This is a genomic window from Streptomyces sp. NPDC096310 (assembly GCF_044763125.1).
GTDB lineage: Bacteria > Actinomycetota > Actinomycetes > Streptomycetales > Streptomycetaceae > Streptomyces.
In genome coordinates this window covers 77,506-92,055 of the sequence record NZ_JBIWFO010000027.1, presented here as the reverse complement: position 1 = coordinate 92,055, position 14,550 = coordinate 77,506, and the positions used below count along the sequence as shown (strand labels likewise).

At 72.4% G+C, this 14,550-nt stretch carries 9 protein-coding genes; 2 read left to right on the top strand and 7 right to left on the bottom strand.

Annotated features, from left to right (window positions below; all coding sequences use genetic code 11):
* A partial coding sequence (locus ACIQ7D_RS32765; protein ID WP_403943958.1) for an IS701 family transposase occupies nucleotides 1-663 on the top strand: 663 nt, incomplete at its 5' end.
* Nucleotides 664-839: 176 nt separating this feature from the next.
* Here the strand turns inward: ACIQ7D_RS32765 and ACIQ7D_RS32760 are convergent.
* The 7 genes from ACIQ7D_RS32760 to ACIQ7D_RS32730 form a co-directional block, all read right to left on the bottom strand.
* Nucleotides 840-2,363, bottom strand: coding sequence for an aldehyde dehydrogenase family protein (locus ACIQ7D_RS32760; RefSeq protein WP_403943955.1), 1,524 nt, complete (start codon nucleotides 2,361-2,363; stop codon nucleotides 840-842).
* 100 nt (nucleotides 2,364-2,463) lie between these two features.
* Nucleotides 2,464-4,041 (bottom strand): GMC family oxidoreductase, encoded by a 1,578-nt coding sequence (locus ACIQ7D_RS32755; RefSeq protein WP_403943953.1) that lies wholly within the window; start codon nucleotides 4,039-4,041, stop codon nucleotides 2,464-2,466.
* Between the two features lie 34 nt (nucleotides 4,042-4,075).
* Nucleotides 4,076-5,707 (bottom strand): APC family permease, encoded by a 1,632-nt coding sequence (locus ACIQ7D_RS32750; RefSeq protein ID WP_403943950.1) that lies wholly within the window; start codon nucleotides 5,705-5,707, stop codon nucleotides 4,076-4,078.
* On the bottom strand, nucleotides 5,704-7,173 hold the full coding sequence (locus tag ACIQ7D_RS32745) for an aldehyde dehydrogenase family protein (protein WP_403943948.1): 1,470 nt from the start codon (nucleotides 7,171-7,173) through the stop codon (nucleotides 5,704-5,706). The genes ACIQ7D_RS32750 and ACIQ7D_RS32745 overlap by 4 nt, the downstream gene beginning before the upstream one ends.
* A gap of 145 nt (nucleotides 7,174-7,318) precedes the next feature.
* Nucleotides 7,319-8,572: a GAF domain-containing protein gene (locus tag ACIQ7D_RS32740; RefSeq protein WP_403943945.1), complete on the bottom strand. Its 1,254-nt coding sequence runs from the start codon at nucleotides 8,570-8,572 to the stop codon at nucleotides 7,319-7,321.
* Nucleotides 8,573-8,676: 104 nt separating this feature from the next.
* A complete protein-coding gene (locus tag ACIQ7D_RS32735) occupies nucleotides 8,677-10,059 on the bottom strand; it encodes an SWF or SNF family helicase (protein ID WP_403943942.1) in 1,383 nt (460 codons plus the stop codon).
* Entirely contained in the window at nucleotides 10,056-13,016 is a 2,961-nt protein-coding gene (locus tag ACIQ7D_RS32730) for a DEAD/DEAH box helicase (protein ID WP_403943940.1), read from the bottom strand. The genes ACIQ7D_RS32735 and ACIQ7D_RS32730 overlap by 4 nt, the downstream gene beginning before the upstream one ends.
* Nucleotides 13,017-13,423: 407 nt before the next feature.
* Here ACIQ7D_RS32730 and ACIQ7D_RS32725 point away from each other — a divergent pair, with 407 nt between their 5' ends.
* Nucleotides 13,424-14,500, top strand: a complete 1,077-nt coding sequence (locus ACIQ7D_RS32725) for an acyl-CoA desaturase (protein WP_403943937.1) — start codon at nucleotides 13,424-13,426, stop codon at nucleotides 14,498-14,500.
* Nucleotides 14,501-14,550: the final 50 nt, after the last annotated feature.

Here is a 14,550-nt window from a genome sequence, read left to right as displayed (position 1 = left end):
GCCGCCCGGGTGCCGTTCGCGTGGCTGACGGCCGACGAGGCATACGGGCAGGTCAAGGGGTTGCGCTACTGGCTGGAACAGCGTGGGGTGTTCCATGTGCTGGCCACCCGCCGGACCGAGACCGTCGTGACCGCCTCCCGCATGGACCATGTCGTGGAGGAACTGATGGCGGGCCTGCCCCGGCAGGCATGGAAACGCCGCTCGTGCGGGTCAGGCGCTCACGGCGAGCGGGTCTACGACTGGGCCCGGGCGCCGATCCGGCCCTGGCGCGAGGAGGGCGTCGAGCACTGGGTCCTGGCCCGTCGCAGCATCACCGATCCCACCAAGATCGCCTATTACGTGTGCTTCGCGCCCGAAGGCACCACCTTGAACACGCTGCTGGTGGTGGCCGGCCGCCGGTGGACGATCGAGGAATGCTTCCAGACCGCGAAGAACGAATGCGGCCTGGACCAGTACGAAGTCCGCCGCTACGTGGGTTGGTACCGGCACATCACCCTCGCCATGCGCGCGCACGCCTTCCTCGCCGTCCTGGCCAGCCAGGAAAGGGAAAAGGGGGCACTGAGCGGGACACACCCGACCTCGTGGACCTCACACCGGCCGAGATTCGACGTCTGCTGGCAGTTGGACCCCGCCGCCGTCCTCCGGACCGCGACCACGCAATGACGTGGTCCCGTTGGCGTCGCCGCCACCAAGCACGCGCCCGCCGTTGCCACTACAAGCGGCGCGGCCACACGTTCGTGGGACGGCCCGGCAAAGCCCGCCCCACCCCCATTCCAGACCGCTACACTCTCCACGCCCAAGCCGTTGACCAGCGCTGATGAAGAAGTCCGGCTGGAGTACTAGAAGAGCCCGACCTTCTTCGGTGAATACGAGATGAGGAGGTTCTTCGTCTGCTGATAGTGATCCAGCATCATCCGGTGGTTCTCCCGGCCGATCCCGGACTGCTTGTAGCCCCCGAACGCGGCGTGCGCCGGGTACGCGTGGTAGCAGTTCGTCCAGACGCGGCCCGCCTGGATCGCGCGGCCCGCGCGGTACGCCGTGTTCATGTCCCGGGTCCAGACGCCCGCGCCGAGTCCGTACAGGGTGTCGTTGGCCGTTTTGATCGCGTCGTCGAAGTCGCTGAACGACGTCACCGCGAGGACGGGGCCGAAGATCTCCTCCTGGAAGATCCGCATGCGGTTGTGGCCCTCGAAGATTGTGGGCTGGACGTAGTAGCCGCCGGCCAGTTCGCCGTCGTACTCGATCCGTTCACCGCCCGTCAGGACCTTCGCGCCCTCCTGGCGGCCGATGTCCAGGTACGAGAGGATCTTCTCCAGTTGGTCGTTGGAGGCCTGGGCGCCGATCATCGTGTCCGTGTCGAGGGGGTGGCCAGGCACGATCGCCTCCGTACGGGCGATGCCCGCCGCCAGGAAGTCGCTGTAGTGCCCGTCCTGGATCAAGGCCCGTGACGGGCAGGTGCACACCTCGCCCTGGTTGAGGGCGAACATCGTGAAGCCTTCGAGGGCCTTGTCGCGGAAGTCGTCGTCGGCGGCCCAGATGTCGTCGAAGAAGAGGTTCGGGCTCTTGCCGCCGAGCTCCAGGGTGACCGGCTTGATGTTCTCCGAGGCGTACTGTATGATCAGCCGCCCTGTCGTGGTCTCGCCGGTGAACGCGACCTTCGCCACGCGCGGGCTGGACGCCAGTGGCTTGCCCGCCTCGGCGCCGAAGCCGTTGACGATGTTGACGACACCCGGCGGCAGCAGGTCGGCGATCAGGCTCATCCAGAGGTGGAGCGAGGCCGGGGTCTGCTCGGCGGGTTTGATCACCACGGCGTTCCCGGCGGCCAGGGCCGGCGCCAGCTTCCAGGTGGCCATCAGGATCGGGAAGTTCCACGGGATGATCTGCGCCACGACGCCGAGCGGTTCGTGGAAGTGGTATGCGACGGTGTCGTCGTCCAGCTCGCTGAGCGTGCCCTCCTGGCCGCGCAGCGCCCCCGCGAAGTAGCGGAAGTGGTCGATGGCGAGTGGGATGTCGGCGGCGAGGGTCTCCCGTACCGGCTTGCCGTTCTCCCAGCTCTCCGCGACCGCCAGCTCCTCCAGACGCGCCTCCATCCGGTCGGCGATCCGGTTCAGCACACCGGCCCGGTCCGCCGCCGAGGTCCTCGCCCAGCCGGGGGCCGCGCCGTGCGCCGCGTCCAGTGCGCGTTCGACGTCCTCGGCGGTGCCCCGGGCGATCTCGGTGAACGGGCGGCCGTTGACCGGGCTGGGGTTCTCGAAGTACCGGCCCCGGGCCGGCGGGACGTAGGCGCCGCCGATCCAGTGGTCGTAGCGGGACTCGTACGAGACGATGGCGCCCTCGCTGCCGGGCGCTGCGTAACGGGTCATCTCTGGGGCCTCCCGGATCTCCGGCGCCGCCCGCCGTTGGACGACGCCGCTGGTGCACGCTACGGAGTCGTACGTTGCAAACAGGTTGCCGCAGGCGTGGTCAGCCGGAGGAGGTTTGGCCGCTCTTGATCAGATCTGCGCATTTCTCGCCGATCATCATCGTGGTGATACACGGATTGACGGCCGGCAGGAACGGCATCACGGACGCGTCCGCCACCCGCAGCCCGCTCACCCCCTTGACCCGCAGCGACGGGTCCAGCGGCGAGTCCGGGTCGCCGGGCGGCCCCATCCGTACCGTGCCCGCCGGGTGGTAGACGGTGTTGTGGGTGTCGCGGATGTACGCGAACAGCTCCTCGTCGGTGCGCGCGCCCGGCCCCGGCGCCAGTTCGGCGCCGGTCCAGTCGGCCATCGGTGGCTGGGCGGTGATCTCCCGGGCCAGACGGAGCCCATGGGTCATCACCCGCACGTCGTGCTCGTGCGTGAAGTAGCGCGGGTCGACCTCGGGTTTGTCCCGGAAGTCGCGGGTACGGAGGCGGACCGTGCCCCGGGAGCGCGCCCGTGTCACGTTCGGCGTGAGACAGAAGGCGTTCTCCGAGGTCGGGTAGCCGCGCCGGAAGGTGTTCATGTCGAACGGCACGGAGCCGTAGTGGAACATCAGATCCGGCCGGTCGAGCCCCGGTTCGGTGTCCGCGAAGATGCCGATCTCCCACCACTGGGTGGACGAGGCGACCATGGGCTGCTTCGCCTCCCACATGATCACGCCCTCGGGGTGGTCCTGGAGGTGCGAGCCGACGCCGGGGGAGTCCACCCGTACGTCCACGCCGGTGTCGCGCAGATGCCCGGCCGGACCGATGCCCGACAGCATCAGCAGCTTCGGCGAGTCGATTGCCCCGCAGCACACGATCACCTCTCGCCGCGCGTACACCGCCCCGGTGTGGACGGTGTCGGGCTCCAGATACTCGACCCCCGTGCAGCGCCGGGACTCGTCGAACGTGAGTCGCCCGGCGGTGAGTCCGGTCCTGATCTCCAGGTTCGGCCGTCCTCCGATCAGGGGGTGCAGATACGAGACGGACGCGGAGGAACGGGTACCGTCCTCCCGCGCGTTGATCTGGAACCAGTGCGCGCCGCGTACCACCGTGGTGCCGGTGTTGAACGGGGTGACGGGGATGCCCGCCGCCGCGCACGCCTCCAGCAGCGCGCTGCCGCACGGGTCGTTCGGCGGGACGGTACGGATGGTGACCGGGCCCGAGCGGCCGTGGTGGTCGCCGGGCGCGTCGTTGGTCTCCAGCCGCCGGTAGAGGGGGAAGCACTCCGCCGCGCTCCATCCCGTACAGCCCAGGGCGCCCCACTCGTCGAGGTCCTCGGCGGGCGCCCAGAACGCGATGCACGAGTTGTGCGAGGAGCAGCCGCCGAGCACCTTGGCACGGGCGTGCCGCAGGAAGCTGTTGCCGTTCTCCTGCGGTTCGACCGGATAGTCCCAGTCGTAGCCGGACTCCAGCAGCGCCATCCACCGGTCGAGCCGCAGGACGCTGTCGTCGCCGACGTCGGAAGGGCCCGCCTCCACGACGCAGACGGTGACGCCGGGGTCCTCCGTCAGCCGGGCGGCGACGACGGCTCCCGCCGTACCACCGCCGACCACCACGTAGTCGAACGAGTGCGCAGGGTTCTCCGGGGACATCGCCGCTCCAGGCTCGGACGGGGGACGGGTGTGTTCAGGTGGACCGGTGTGCTTCGAGTACGCCGGTGTGCTTGCGCAGGACGAACCAGTAGGTGGCGAAGCCGCCGATCGCGACGATGCCGACGAAGAGGAACGCGCCCCATTGCAGATACCAGTGGTGCGGGCCGGTCGCGTTGTACACCTCGGGCCGCGGCCAGGCCAGATTGAGCGACATGGCGGTGCCCCACAGCACGGCGAGGACATTGACCGGCAGCCCGAACCCGCCGAGCGAGAAGTGGCCTTCGGACGCCTTCCACCTGCCGCGCAGCCGCTGGATCAGCATGGGGACGGTGACCATCAGATAGGCCACGTAGATCATGATGATCGCGATGCTGGTGATCACAGAGAAGATCTGCGGCTGGTTGATGTTGATGACCAGGATGACGACGGCGACGATCCCGATGAAGACCGCGGGCACCACCGGCGTCCCGAACCGCGGGCTGACCCGCGCGATCCACGAGGACGCGGGCAGACAGTTGTCCCGGGCCATCGCGAACGCCAGCCGGATCCCGGCGGCATGCACCGCCAGCGCGCACACCGTGATCGCGACGACCACGCACCACAGCACGATCTGCCCGACGGTGGGACCGAGCGTGGAGAGCACCACGTACTGGAGCCCGTCCACGGACAGGCTCGGTGACTGCAGATCCGGCACGGCCAGCAGCGCGAACAGCAGGATCAGCCCGCCGATGAGGAACGACGCGATCAGCGCCCGCAGGATCGCCCGCGGCGCGTTGCGGCTGGGGTTGAGCGACTCCTCGCCCAGCGACGACGCCGTGTCGAATCCGTACATCACGTACGCGGAGGCGAGCGAGGCGGTCAGGAAGGCGCCGAAGTAACCGAGCGACTCGCCCGCGCCGTAGCCGTCTGTCCGCACGATCGCGCTGGGGCCGCGGGTGATGTGGGCCGCCAGCAGCCCGATCAGTACGATCGCGGCGATCAGCTCGATCATCACCCCGGCCGAGTTGATCTGGGCCATCAGTTTGACGCCGAAGGCGTTGACGAGCGTGGTGAAGACGATCAGGACCGTGCCGAGCAGCACCGCGTTCGCCGCCGCGTCGGTCGGCCCCGTACCGTTCCCGACGACCTGGAACACGCTGGAGATCTGCGGCAGCGTGATCTGGTACGCGAGGGCCACCGCGGCGAGCGAGACCATCGTGGCCGTCACCATCATCCACCCGCCCAGCCAGCCGAGATGCGGCCCGCCGAGCTTCTTCGACCAGTTGTAGATCGAACCGGCCACCGGGTAGCGCGCGGCCAGTTCGCAGAAGCACAGGGCCACCATGAGCTGGCCGAGGAAGACCATCGGCCACGACCACCAGTAGCCGGGACCGGCGAACTTGACCCCGAAGTAGAAGAGCTGGAACGTGCCCGTCAGGATCGAGATGTAGCTGATCCCGGCCGCGAAGGTGTGGAAGTTGCCCAGCGTGCGCTTCAGTTCCGGCTTGTAGCCGAACGCCTTGAGCGAGTCGTCGTCGTCCTGGCTCTGGGGCCGGGCGGCCGTATGGTTCGCCGGCGCGGAATCCGTCGAATCCGTCGAATCCGTCGGATCCGTCGAATCTTTCGGGTCCGGCGGGTCCGGGGGGCCTGGCGGGTCCGGCGGGTCCTGCCCCGGACCGCTGCTCATTCGAACCACCCCAGCGGTTTCGGCGAGAGATTGCGCCACACGTGCTTGGCCTCCTGGTACTCGGCCAGCCCGGCGGGGCCCAGCTCACGGCCGAACCCGGACTGCTTCATGCCGCCCCACTCCGCCTGCGGGACGTACGGCTGGAAGTCGTTGATCCATACGGTGCCGGCGCGCAGCCGCGCCGCGACCCGGTGCGCCCGGCCCACGTCCTGCGACCAGACCGCCCCGGCCAGCCCGTAGATCGTGTCGTTGGCGAGGGCGACCGCCTCCTCCTCGTCGCGGAACCGTTCCACGGTGAGGACCGGGCCGAACGACTCGTCGCGTACGACCGACATCTCCGGCGTGCACTCGTCCAGCACGGTCGGCAGGTAGTAGAAGCCGTCGCGCAGCGCCGGGTCGTCGGGGCGCGCGCCGCCGCACCGCAGCACCGCGCCCTCGGCGAGCCCGGCCTCCACATACGCCTCGACCTTGGCACGGTGCGCGGCGGAGATCAGCGGTCCGGTACGGGCGTACTCGTCGAAGGGGCCGCCGAGCGGGATCGCCCGCGCGCGCTCCACCATGTCCGCCACGAACGTGTCGTGCAGCTCTTCCTGGACCAGCAGCCGCGCCCCTGCCGAGCAGACCTGGCCCGAATGGAGGAAGATCGCCGTCAGCGCGTAGTCGACGGCCGCCTCGTAGGCGGCGTCGGCGAAGACGATGTTCGGGTTCTTGCCGCCCAGCTCCAGGGCGACCTTCTTCACGGTCGGCGCGGCGGCGGCCATGATGTGCCGTCCGGTCACCAGCCCGCCGGTGAACGACACCATGTCGACCCGGGGGTCCGTGCTGAGCGGCCCGCCCGCGGTCGGCCCGGCGCCCAGGACCAGGTTCGCGACCCCGTCGGGCAGCCCGGCCTCGGTCAGCAGCCGCATCAGCAGGATGGCGGTGTGCGGGGTCAGTTCGCTGGGCTTGAGGACGAAGGTGTTGCCGGCACCGAGTGCGGGGGCGACCTTCCAGGAGGTCTGGAGCAGCGGATAGTTCCACGGTGTGATCAGCGCGCACACCCCGACCGGCTCGTGCACCACCCGGCTGTCCACGGCCGGATCACCGGTGTCGACGATCCGGTCCGTGCCGCCCGCGGCGGTCAGATTTCCGAAGTAGCGGAAGCAGTTGGCGATGTCGTCCATGTCGTACGCGCTCTCCACCAGCCGCTTCCCGGTGTCCAGGGACTCGGCTCGGGCGAGCACCGCCTTGTCGCGTTCCAGCAGGTCGGCGACGCGCAGCAGCAGTCCGCCGCGCTGGGCGGCCGGGGTCCTGGGCCAGGGTCCGCTGTCGAAGGCGTCACGGGCCGCCGCGATGGCGGCGGTGGTGTCCGGCGGCCCCGCCTCGTCGACCGTGGCGACCAGGGTGCCGTCGGCGGGGCAGCGGATCTCGCGTACCTGCCCGCCGACGGCGGCGGTCCAGGTGCCGCCGATGAACAGCTCCGGCATGCGGGCTCCTCCGGTTTCCGATGGAGCGCCCGGGGCGGTCCGGCGGGTCCGGCCGGCCACACGCCAGGGCGCGCTCTCCACCGACAGTAAGGAGATATGCCCGGTTTCGCCTGCGGGGGAGGCTGCCCGGCGGCCGGATGTCCCGTCAGGCCCGCTGCCACGCGTCGAGTTCCCGGACGCGCGCCAGCGCGGCGGGACGCCGCACTTCGGGGAGTACGGCGGCGAGCGCCCGCCACACGGCCAGATCGTCCTCGCCCCAGGGGCTGTACGCCCAGTCCGCCAGCAGCCCCGGGTCGCCGCGGGCGATCAGCGACGCGCGCACCTGGCCGGCCAGCCGCTCCCGCAGCCGTACGACCGCGGGCGCCCGGGAGGCAGGCAGCAGCGGCCCGGTGTACGCGCTCATCGCCGCGGTCACCGCGCCCGAGGCGATCCGCCGGGCCACCGTGCCGAAGTCCGCGTCGACCCGTGCCGCCAGCCGGTACGGGCGGGAGCGCAGCAGCCCGGGGCCGAGCAGCGCGCGCAGCCGGGAGAGTTCGGCGCGCAGCGTGACCGGGGTGACCGACTCGTCCTCGTACAGCTCCACCAGCATCTCGTCCCCGGCGACGCCTTCCGGGCGGTGGGCGAGGAGCGTCAGGATCTCGCTGTGCCGCCGGCTGAGCCGGAGCTTGTCGCCGCCCGTCACGAGCAGCGCCTCGTCCCGGCCCAGCGAGGAGAGCCGTACGGAGTCGGCGGCGGGCGGCGGCGCCACCAGCGCGAGATGCGACTCGGCGGCCCGCGCGACCGCGCCGACGAACGCCAGACTGTGCGGATGGGCCAGCCGGTCGCCGCCGGTGATGTCGACCGCGCCCAGCAGCCGTCCGCTGTACGGGTCGTGGACGGGCGCCGCCGCGCAGGTCCACGGGTGCACGGGCCGCTGGAAGTGCTCGGCGGAGAAGACCTGCACGGGACGGTCGACGGCGAGCGCGGTGCCCGGCGCGTTCGTCCCGGTCACCGCCTCCGCCCAGCGAGCCCCGGGAACGAAGTTCATCCGGCCCGCGAGCCGCCGTGTCGCCGGGTGGCCCTCGACCCAGAGCAGCCGGCCGTGTGTGTCGCACACCGCCGTCAGATGCTCGCCGTCCACGGCGTACGCGTCCGTCAGCTCGCGGATGAGCGGCATCACCCGGGCCAGCGGATGACCGTCCCGGTGCGCGGCCAGTTCGTCGTCGGTCAGCTCGACGGCGGCAGTGCCCTCCGGGCTGACCCGGGCCCGCGCCGACCGCCGCCAGGAGGCCGCCACCACGGACCGTACGGGCCGCTCCACCCGGCCGGCGGTCGCGAACGACTCGTACGCCCGGCCCAGCGCGCCCCGGCGCTCGGCCGGGTCGGCGCCCGCTTCGAGAGCCACCCAGGTGTCGGTCAACGCGCCCTCCCCGGTCGGATCCCACCGGACCCGACCCATCGTCGCCCGGCCGCCCCGGCGGGGCAACCGTCGCGCACCGGCAACGCGGCCCGCACCCGCCCGGATCAGCCGCCGGTCGCCCCGGACCGCCCCGGCGCGGCGTCCCGCGGTCCGAGGACATCCGCGAGCGCCGCGGCCGGATCGTGGTCCGCCGGACCCGCCGGGACCCAGCGGGCCCCCTCCTTGCGGTACGGCCACCAGCGCCCGTCCCGTCCGTACCGGAGCTGGGCCCCCGCACCCGGCACGGTCCAGCGGCCCCGGCCGGCGGCGCGCAGCCCCGGCCGGTCCCCGCCCTCCCACGCCGCATCGAGCGCCGCCCCGGCCCGGGCGAGCGCCTCGGGCTCCGGGACCCACTCCTCCTCCAGTACGGCGAGGGCCGCGGCGCCGCCGTACCGCCACGCCCGCACGGCGAGATCCAGCTCCGCCCGACGCCGGCCCGTGCCGGCGGCCAGCCGCGCCGCGAACCGCTCGCCCCCGCCCGCGGCGGCCAGCCGTACCCCGTCCTGGCGCGCGGTCAGCTCCTCCTCCGGCGGCGCCTCGTGATGGTCCGGCGCCAGCGCCTCGGTGAGCAGCCGCAGGGCGCGCGCCGCCGCGTCGGCGGCCAGGAACTCCAGCGCGTCGGGGTCGATCCCCTCGGGCGGCGCCGCCTCCGTGTCGAGCGACGGCGGCTGCCCCGGCTCGGCCGGCGGCGCCGGGGGAGCGGGCGGCGGCGGTACGAGGCCGCCCGCCGCGAAGGCCGCCACGGCGGACACCCCGTCGGGCGCGCCGCTCTTCGCGCCGCCGTCCTCCGTACGGTCCGGCCCGGTGTCCTGCCGGGTCCTGGCGGCTCGCGCGACACTGCGGACCTGAAGCTCGTCGAGCAGAGCGCGCTCGCTCCTGCCGCGCATCAGCAGCAGCACGAACGGGTCCTGGTCCAGCAGCCTGGCCACCTGGTGGCAGAGCGCCACGGAGTGCGGACAGTGGTCCCACGCCTCACAGCCGCACTCCGGCTCCAGATCGCCGATGCCGGGCAGCAGCTCGATCCCGACGTCCGCCGCGTCCTCCAGCAGATGCGGCGGCATCTCCCGGTCCAGCAGCGCCGCGATATGGCCGGCCCGGTCCACCGCCATGTCCAGGAAGCGGTCCCACTCCTCCTCGCCCAACCGCTGCAGCAGGACATCGCTGCGCTGCGCGGTGCCGTCCCGGTCCCTGACGACCGCGGTGATCCGGCCCGGCCGTACGGAGACCGCGCCGACCGCTCCCTCGCGGGCCATCCTCCGTCCCCTCCTGAGCTGTTCGCCGTCGAGCGCGGTGTCCTCCAGCGCCTTCAGCCAGGCCCGGCCCCACCAGGTCCCGGCGAAGCCGCGGCCAGGGGCCGGGGGCAGCGCGGCGAAGGTCCGTACGGTGTCGTGCTCGTGGCCGTCGCGCCCGTGGTCGTCCATACCGCTGTTCTCCGTGCCGTTCGTCATCGGGCGCCCCCGCGCAGCTCCACCAGGTCCGCCAGCTCGGCGTCGGTCAGTTCCGTCAGCGCGGCCTCGCCGGAGCCCAGCACCGCGTCGGCCAGCCGCTGCTTGCGGGCGAGCATGTCCGCGATACGGTCCTCGATCGTGCCCTCGGTGATCATCCGGTGGACCTGTACGGGCCGGTGCTGCCCGATGCGGTACGCGCGGTCCGTCGCCTGCGCCTCGACGGCCGGGTTCCACCAGCGGTCGAAGTGCACCACATGCTCGGCGCGGGTCAGGTTGAGCCCCGTACCCGCCGCCTTCAGCGACAGCAGGAACACCGGGACCTCGCCGTCCTGGAAGCGGTCCACCATCGCCTCGCGCTCCGGGACCGGCGTACCGCCGTGAAGGAACTGGGTCGGCACACCGCGCGCCGCGAGATGCGCCTCCAGCAGCCGCGCCATCCGCACGTACTGGGTGAAGACCAGGACGCTCGCGCCCTCCGCCAGAATCGTGTCGAGCAGTTCGTCCAGCAGCTCCAGCTTCCCCGAGCGGCCCCCGAGGCGCGGCTCCTCCTCCTTCAGATACTGCGCCGGGTGGTTGCAGATCTGTTTGAGCGAGGTCAGCAGGGCGACGATCAGCCCGCGCCGCTCCATGCCGTCCGCCGCCGCGATCGCGGCCAGCGTCTCCCGCACCACCGCCTCGTACAGCCCGGCCTGTTCGGCGGTGAGGGAGACCGCCCGGTCGGTCTCGGTCTTGGGCGGCAGCTCGGGCGCGATGCCCGGGTCGGACTTGCGGCGGCGCAGCAGGAACGGGCGGACCAGTGCCGCCAGCCGTTCGGCCGCCGCCGGGTCGTCGCCGCTCTCGACGGAGCGCGCGTAGCGGGTACGGAAGGTGCCGAGGCGGCCGAGCAGCCCGGGAGTCGTCCAGTCGAGGATCGCCCACAGCTCGGAGAGGTTGTTCTCCACGGGGGTGCCCGAGAGCGCCACCCTGGCCCGGCCGCCGAGGACGCGGAGCTGCTTGGCGGTGGCCGAGTACGGGTTCTTGACGTGCTGCGCCTCGTCGGCGACGACCAGACCCCAGTCCGTCCCGGCGAGCCGTTCCGCGTCCAGCCGCATCGTGCCGTACGTCGTGAGGACGAACTCCCCGTCGGCCAGGCCGTCCAGGGCGCGGGTGGCGCCGTGGAAGCGGCGTACGGGCGTGCCGGGCGCGAACCGTTCGACCTCGCGCTGCCAGTTGCCCATCAGCGAGGCCGGACAGACCACCAGGGTGGGCCCGGCGGCCGACGGGTCGGTCTGCCGGTGCAGATGGAGGGCGATGAGGGTGATGGTCTTGCCGAGGCCCATGTCGTCGGCGAGACAGCCGCCGAGACCGAGCGAGGTCATCCGGTGCAGCCAGTCGAGCCCGCGCACCTGGTAGTCGCGCAGGGTCGCGGCGAGCGCGGCGGGCTGCCCGATCGCGGGCTCCACGCCGGCGGGGTCCGCGATCCGGTCGCGGAGCGCCGCGAGCCATCCCGCCGCCTGTACCTCGACCCGGCGGCCCGCGACCTCCGTGGAGCCGGTCAGTACGGCTTCGAGCGCGTCGACCGGGGTGAGCTTGCGGTCCTGGCTCTCCCGGGCCCGCCGGATCTCCGCCGGGTCGATGAGCACCCACTGGTCACGCAGCCGTACGAGGGGGCGGCTCGCCTCGGCGAGCCGGTCCAGCTCCGCCCGGCCGATCCGCTGGTCGCCCAGGGCGAAGTGCCAGTCGAAGGCGAGCAGGGCGTCGGCGGAGAGGAAGGAGGACAGCTCGCCGTCGTCCCTCCGCCGCTGTTCCGGCCCGTCGCCGGGTTCGGTGGTGTCGTCGTACGGGCCGATCACGGCGCGGGCCGTGAGGTTACGGGCCAGCTCCCTGGGCCAGTGCACCTGGACGCCGGTCGCGGCGAGCGCCCCGGACGCCTCGCCCAGCAGTTCGGTGACCTCCTCGTCGGCGAGGTCCACGGCGTCGGGCGCGGCCGCGGAGAGCAGCGGGGTGAGCGGCGGCCAGGCGCGGGCGGCGCGGCGCAGGGCGAGCAGGGCGTCCATCCGGGCGCGCGGGGCGAAGCCCGTACCGGCGGCGCCGGACCACACATCGGCGGCATCGGCGACGACCGCGGGGTCGCTGACGCTGTGCATCTGGAGCACGGCGCGGAAGACGGCGCCGGCGGCCATGTCGCGCCCGGCGGGCGAGGGTTCGGCGGAGTCGGCGAGGGCGCCGAGTCCGGCGGCGGGCAGACCGGACAGCTCGACGCGGAGCGAGAGCCGCACCCCCGCATCGTGCCCGGCGGCCACATCGGCGGCCCAGCCGCGCAGTTCGGGAAACCGGCGCGGCGGCGTCGCCACGGTGGCGGCGAAGGCAGGACCCCCGGCGGCCACCGAAGCGGCCGGGGTCCGCGGCAGCGTGTCGGCGACGGCGTCCAGGAAGCTCCTCAACAGCCCCTCCCGCGCCGGCAGAAGAAGATCCTCGGGGGCCGGCGCGGTGGTACGGGCGGCGCCGGCGGCCTGGGCGGGGAGGGGAACGGCGTGCGCGGTCGGCGGCATCGAGGCCGCGAGCGTCCGTACGTGCTCCACGTCCTCCGTGGTGAGTGGACCGGCCCGCCAGCCGTCGTGATCCGTACCGGTGAGGCCGGGCAGCAGCAGCCCGCGGGCGACGAGTCGCAGCGCGAACAGGGCGGCCGTGCCCCAGAACGCCGCCGACGGCGAGGCGTCGGGCGCGGCGCGGCCGCGGGTCAGGCGGGGAATCGCGTCGGCGACGGGCACCAGGAGCGCCCTGACCGTGAGAAGGTGGCCGTCGGTGTCGACGACGGCCAGTTCCTCCAGGGAGCCCGGAGCGGACGGCGGCGCCGTGCCGTCGGCGTGCCAGTAGGCGACCCGGCCGGCGCGGGCCGGGTCCGAGGGAAGAAAGACGGTGGAACAGCGGGCGAGTTCGGCGGTCCGGGAGAGCGTTGCCACGGGAAGCCTGTGCACAGCGAAGACGCATTCCTCAAATTTGACTACTGCGGGTCGGAGCGGCCGAGGGTACCGCACGCACGTCATCACGTGGAGTCGCCCCGGCTATGAGCTGGATCACCGCGCCGACCGGACAGGTGTAGCTGGCAACACCCCCACCCCCCGTAAACCCCCTGCCCCTTCCGGGGGATGACGCCATGGTTCGCGCAGGTCGCGCCGCCGTACGGTGCAGGAGGCCGAGCGGGCCGCGGGCGAAACCCTTCGCCGCCGGACCACGCCCCGGCGTCCCTGTGCCCACCTGCCTCATGTCCACCCCCACCGCCCGGCCCGCCTCGTCCGTACGCACGTCCACCGCACCCCTCGTCCGTACGCACGTCCATGGCTCATCTCCCGTACTCATCTCGGCCGACAGACCGGAGACCGACATGCCCCGAACCACCGCAGCCCCCCTCGCGGAGCCCATACCCGCCCCCGCGCCCCGCGCGGCCGGCAGCGACTTCGCCCCCCTCCTGCGGACGGTCAGGGAACAAGGGCTCCTGGAACGCCGCATCGCCTGGTACGCCCGGGGCATCACCGTCAATCTCCTCCTCCTGGCCGCGACCGTCGCCGCGCTGGTCCTCGTCGGCCCCTCCTGGTGGGCGCTTCTCCTGGCACCGCCGCTGGCCCTCCTCTCCGGGCGGTTGGCGTTCGTCGCCCACGACGCCGGGCACTCCCAGATCACCACCCACCGGGGGAGGAGCAGGCTGATCCAGCTCGTGCACGCCAACCTGCTTCTCGGCATGAGCCAGGAATGGTGGAACGACAAGCACAACCGGCACCATGCCAACCCCAACCACATCGACAAGGACCCGGACGTCGCCGCCGACATCCTCGTCTTCACCCAGCACCAGACCGAGGGACGCTCGGGGCTGCGCGGCTGGCTCACCCGCCACCAGGCCTGGCTGTTCTTCCCGCTGACCACGCTGGAGGGCATCGCCCTCAAGGTCTACGGAGTCCAGGCCGTCCTCGCGCGCGGGACGGACCGCATGCCGGCCCGGCGCCGGGTGACGGAGGGCCTGCTGCTCCTGACCCATGCCGTCGGCTACGTCACGTTGCTGCTGACCACGCTCACCGTCGGGCAGGCCATCACCTTCGCGGTGATCCACCAGATGCTCCACGGGCTGCACCTCGGCATGGCCTTCGCGCCCAACCACAAGGGCATGGAGATGCCAGACCCGGAGAACTGCGCGGACTGGGGCCACCTGCGCCGCCAGGTCCTCACCTCACGCAACGTCCGCGGCGGCCTGGTCACCGACTGGTTCCTGGGCGGGCTGAACTACCAGATCGAGCACCACCTCTTCCCCAGCATGCCCCGCCCCCACCTGCGGCTCGCGCAGCCGCTGGTCCGCGCGCACTGCCGGACGCTGGGGATCCCGTACACCGAGACCGGACTGATCGACTCCTACCGCCAGGCCCTCGGCCACCTGCACGAGGTCGGCGAACCGCTGCGCGCGGGAGCATAGTGGAACTGGCGGACGACCGTGTGCGTTCAGTGAGCAGGAAGCGGCCACGC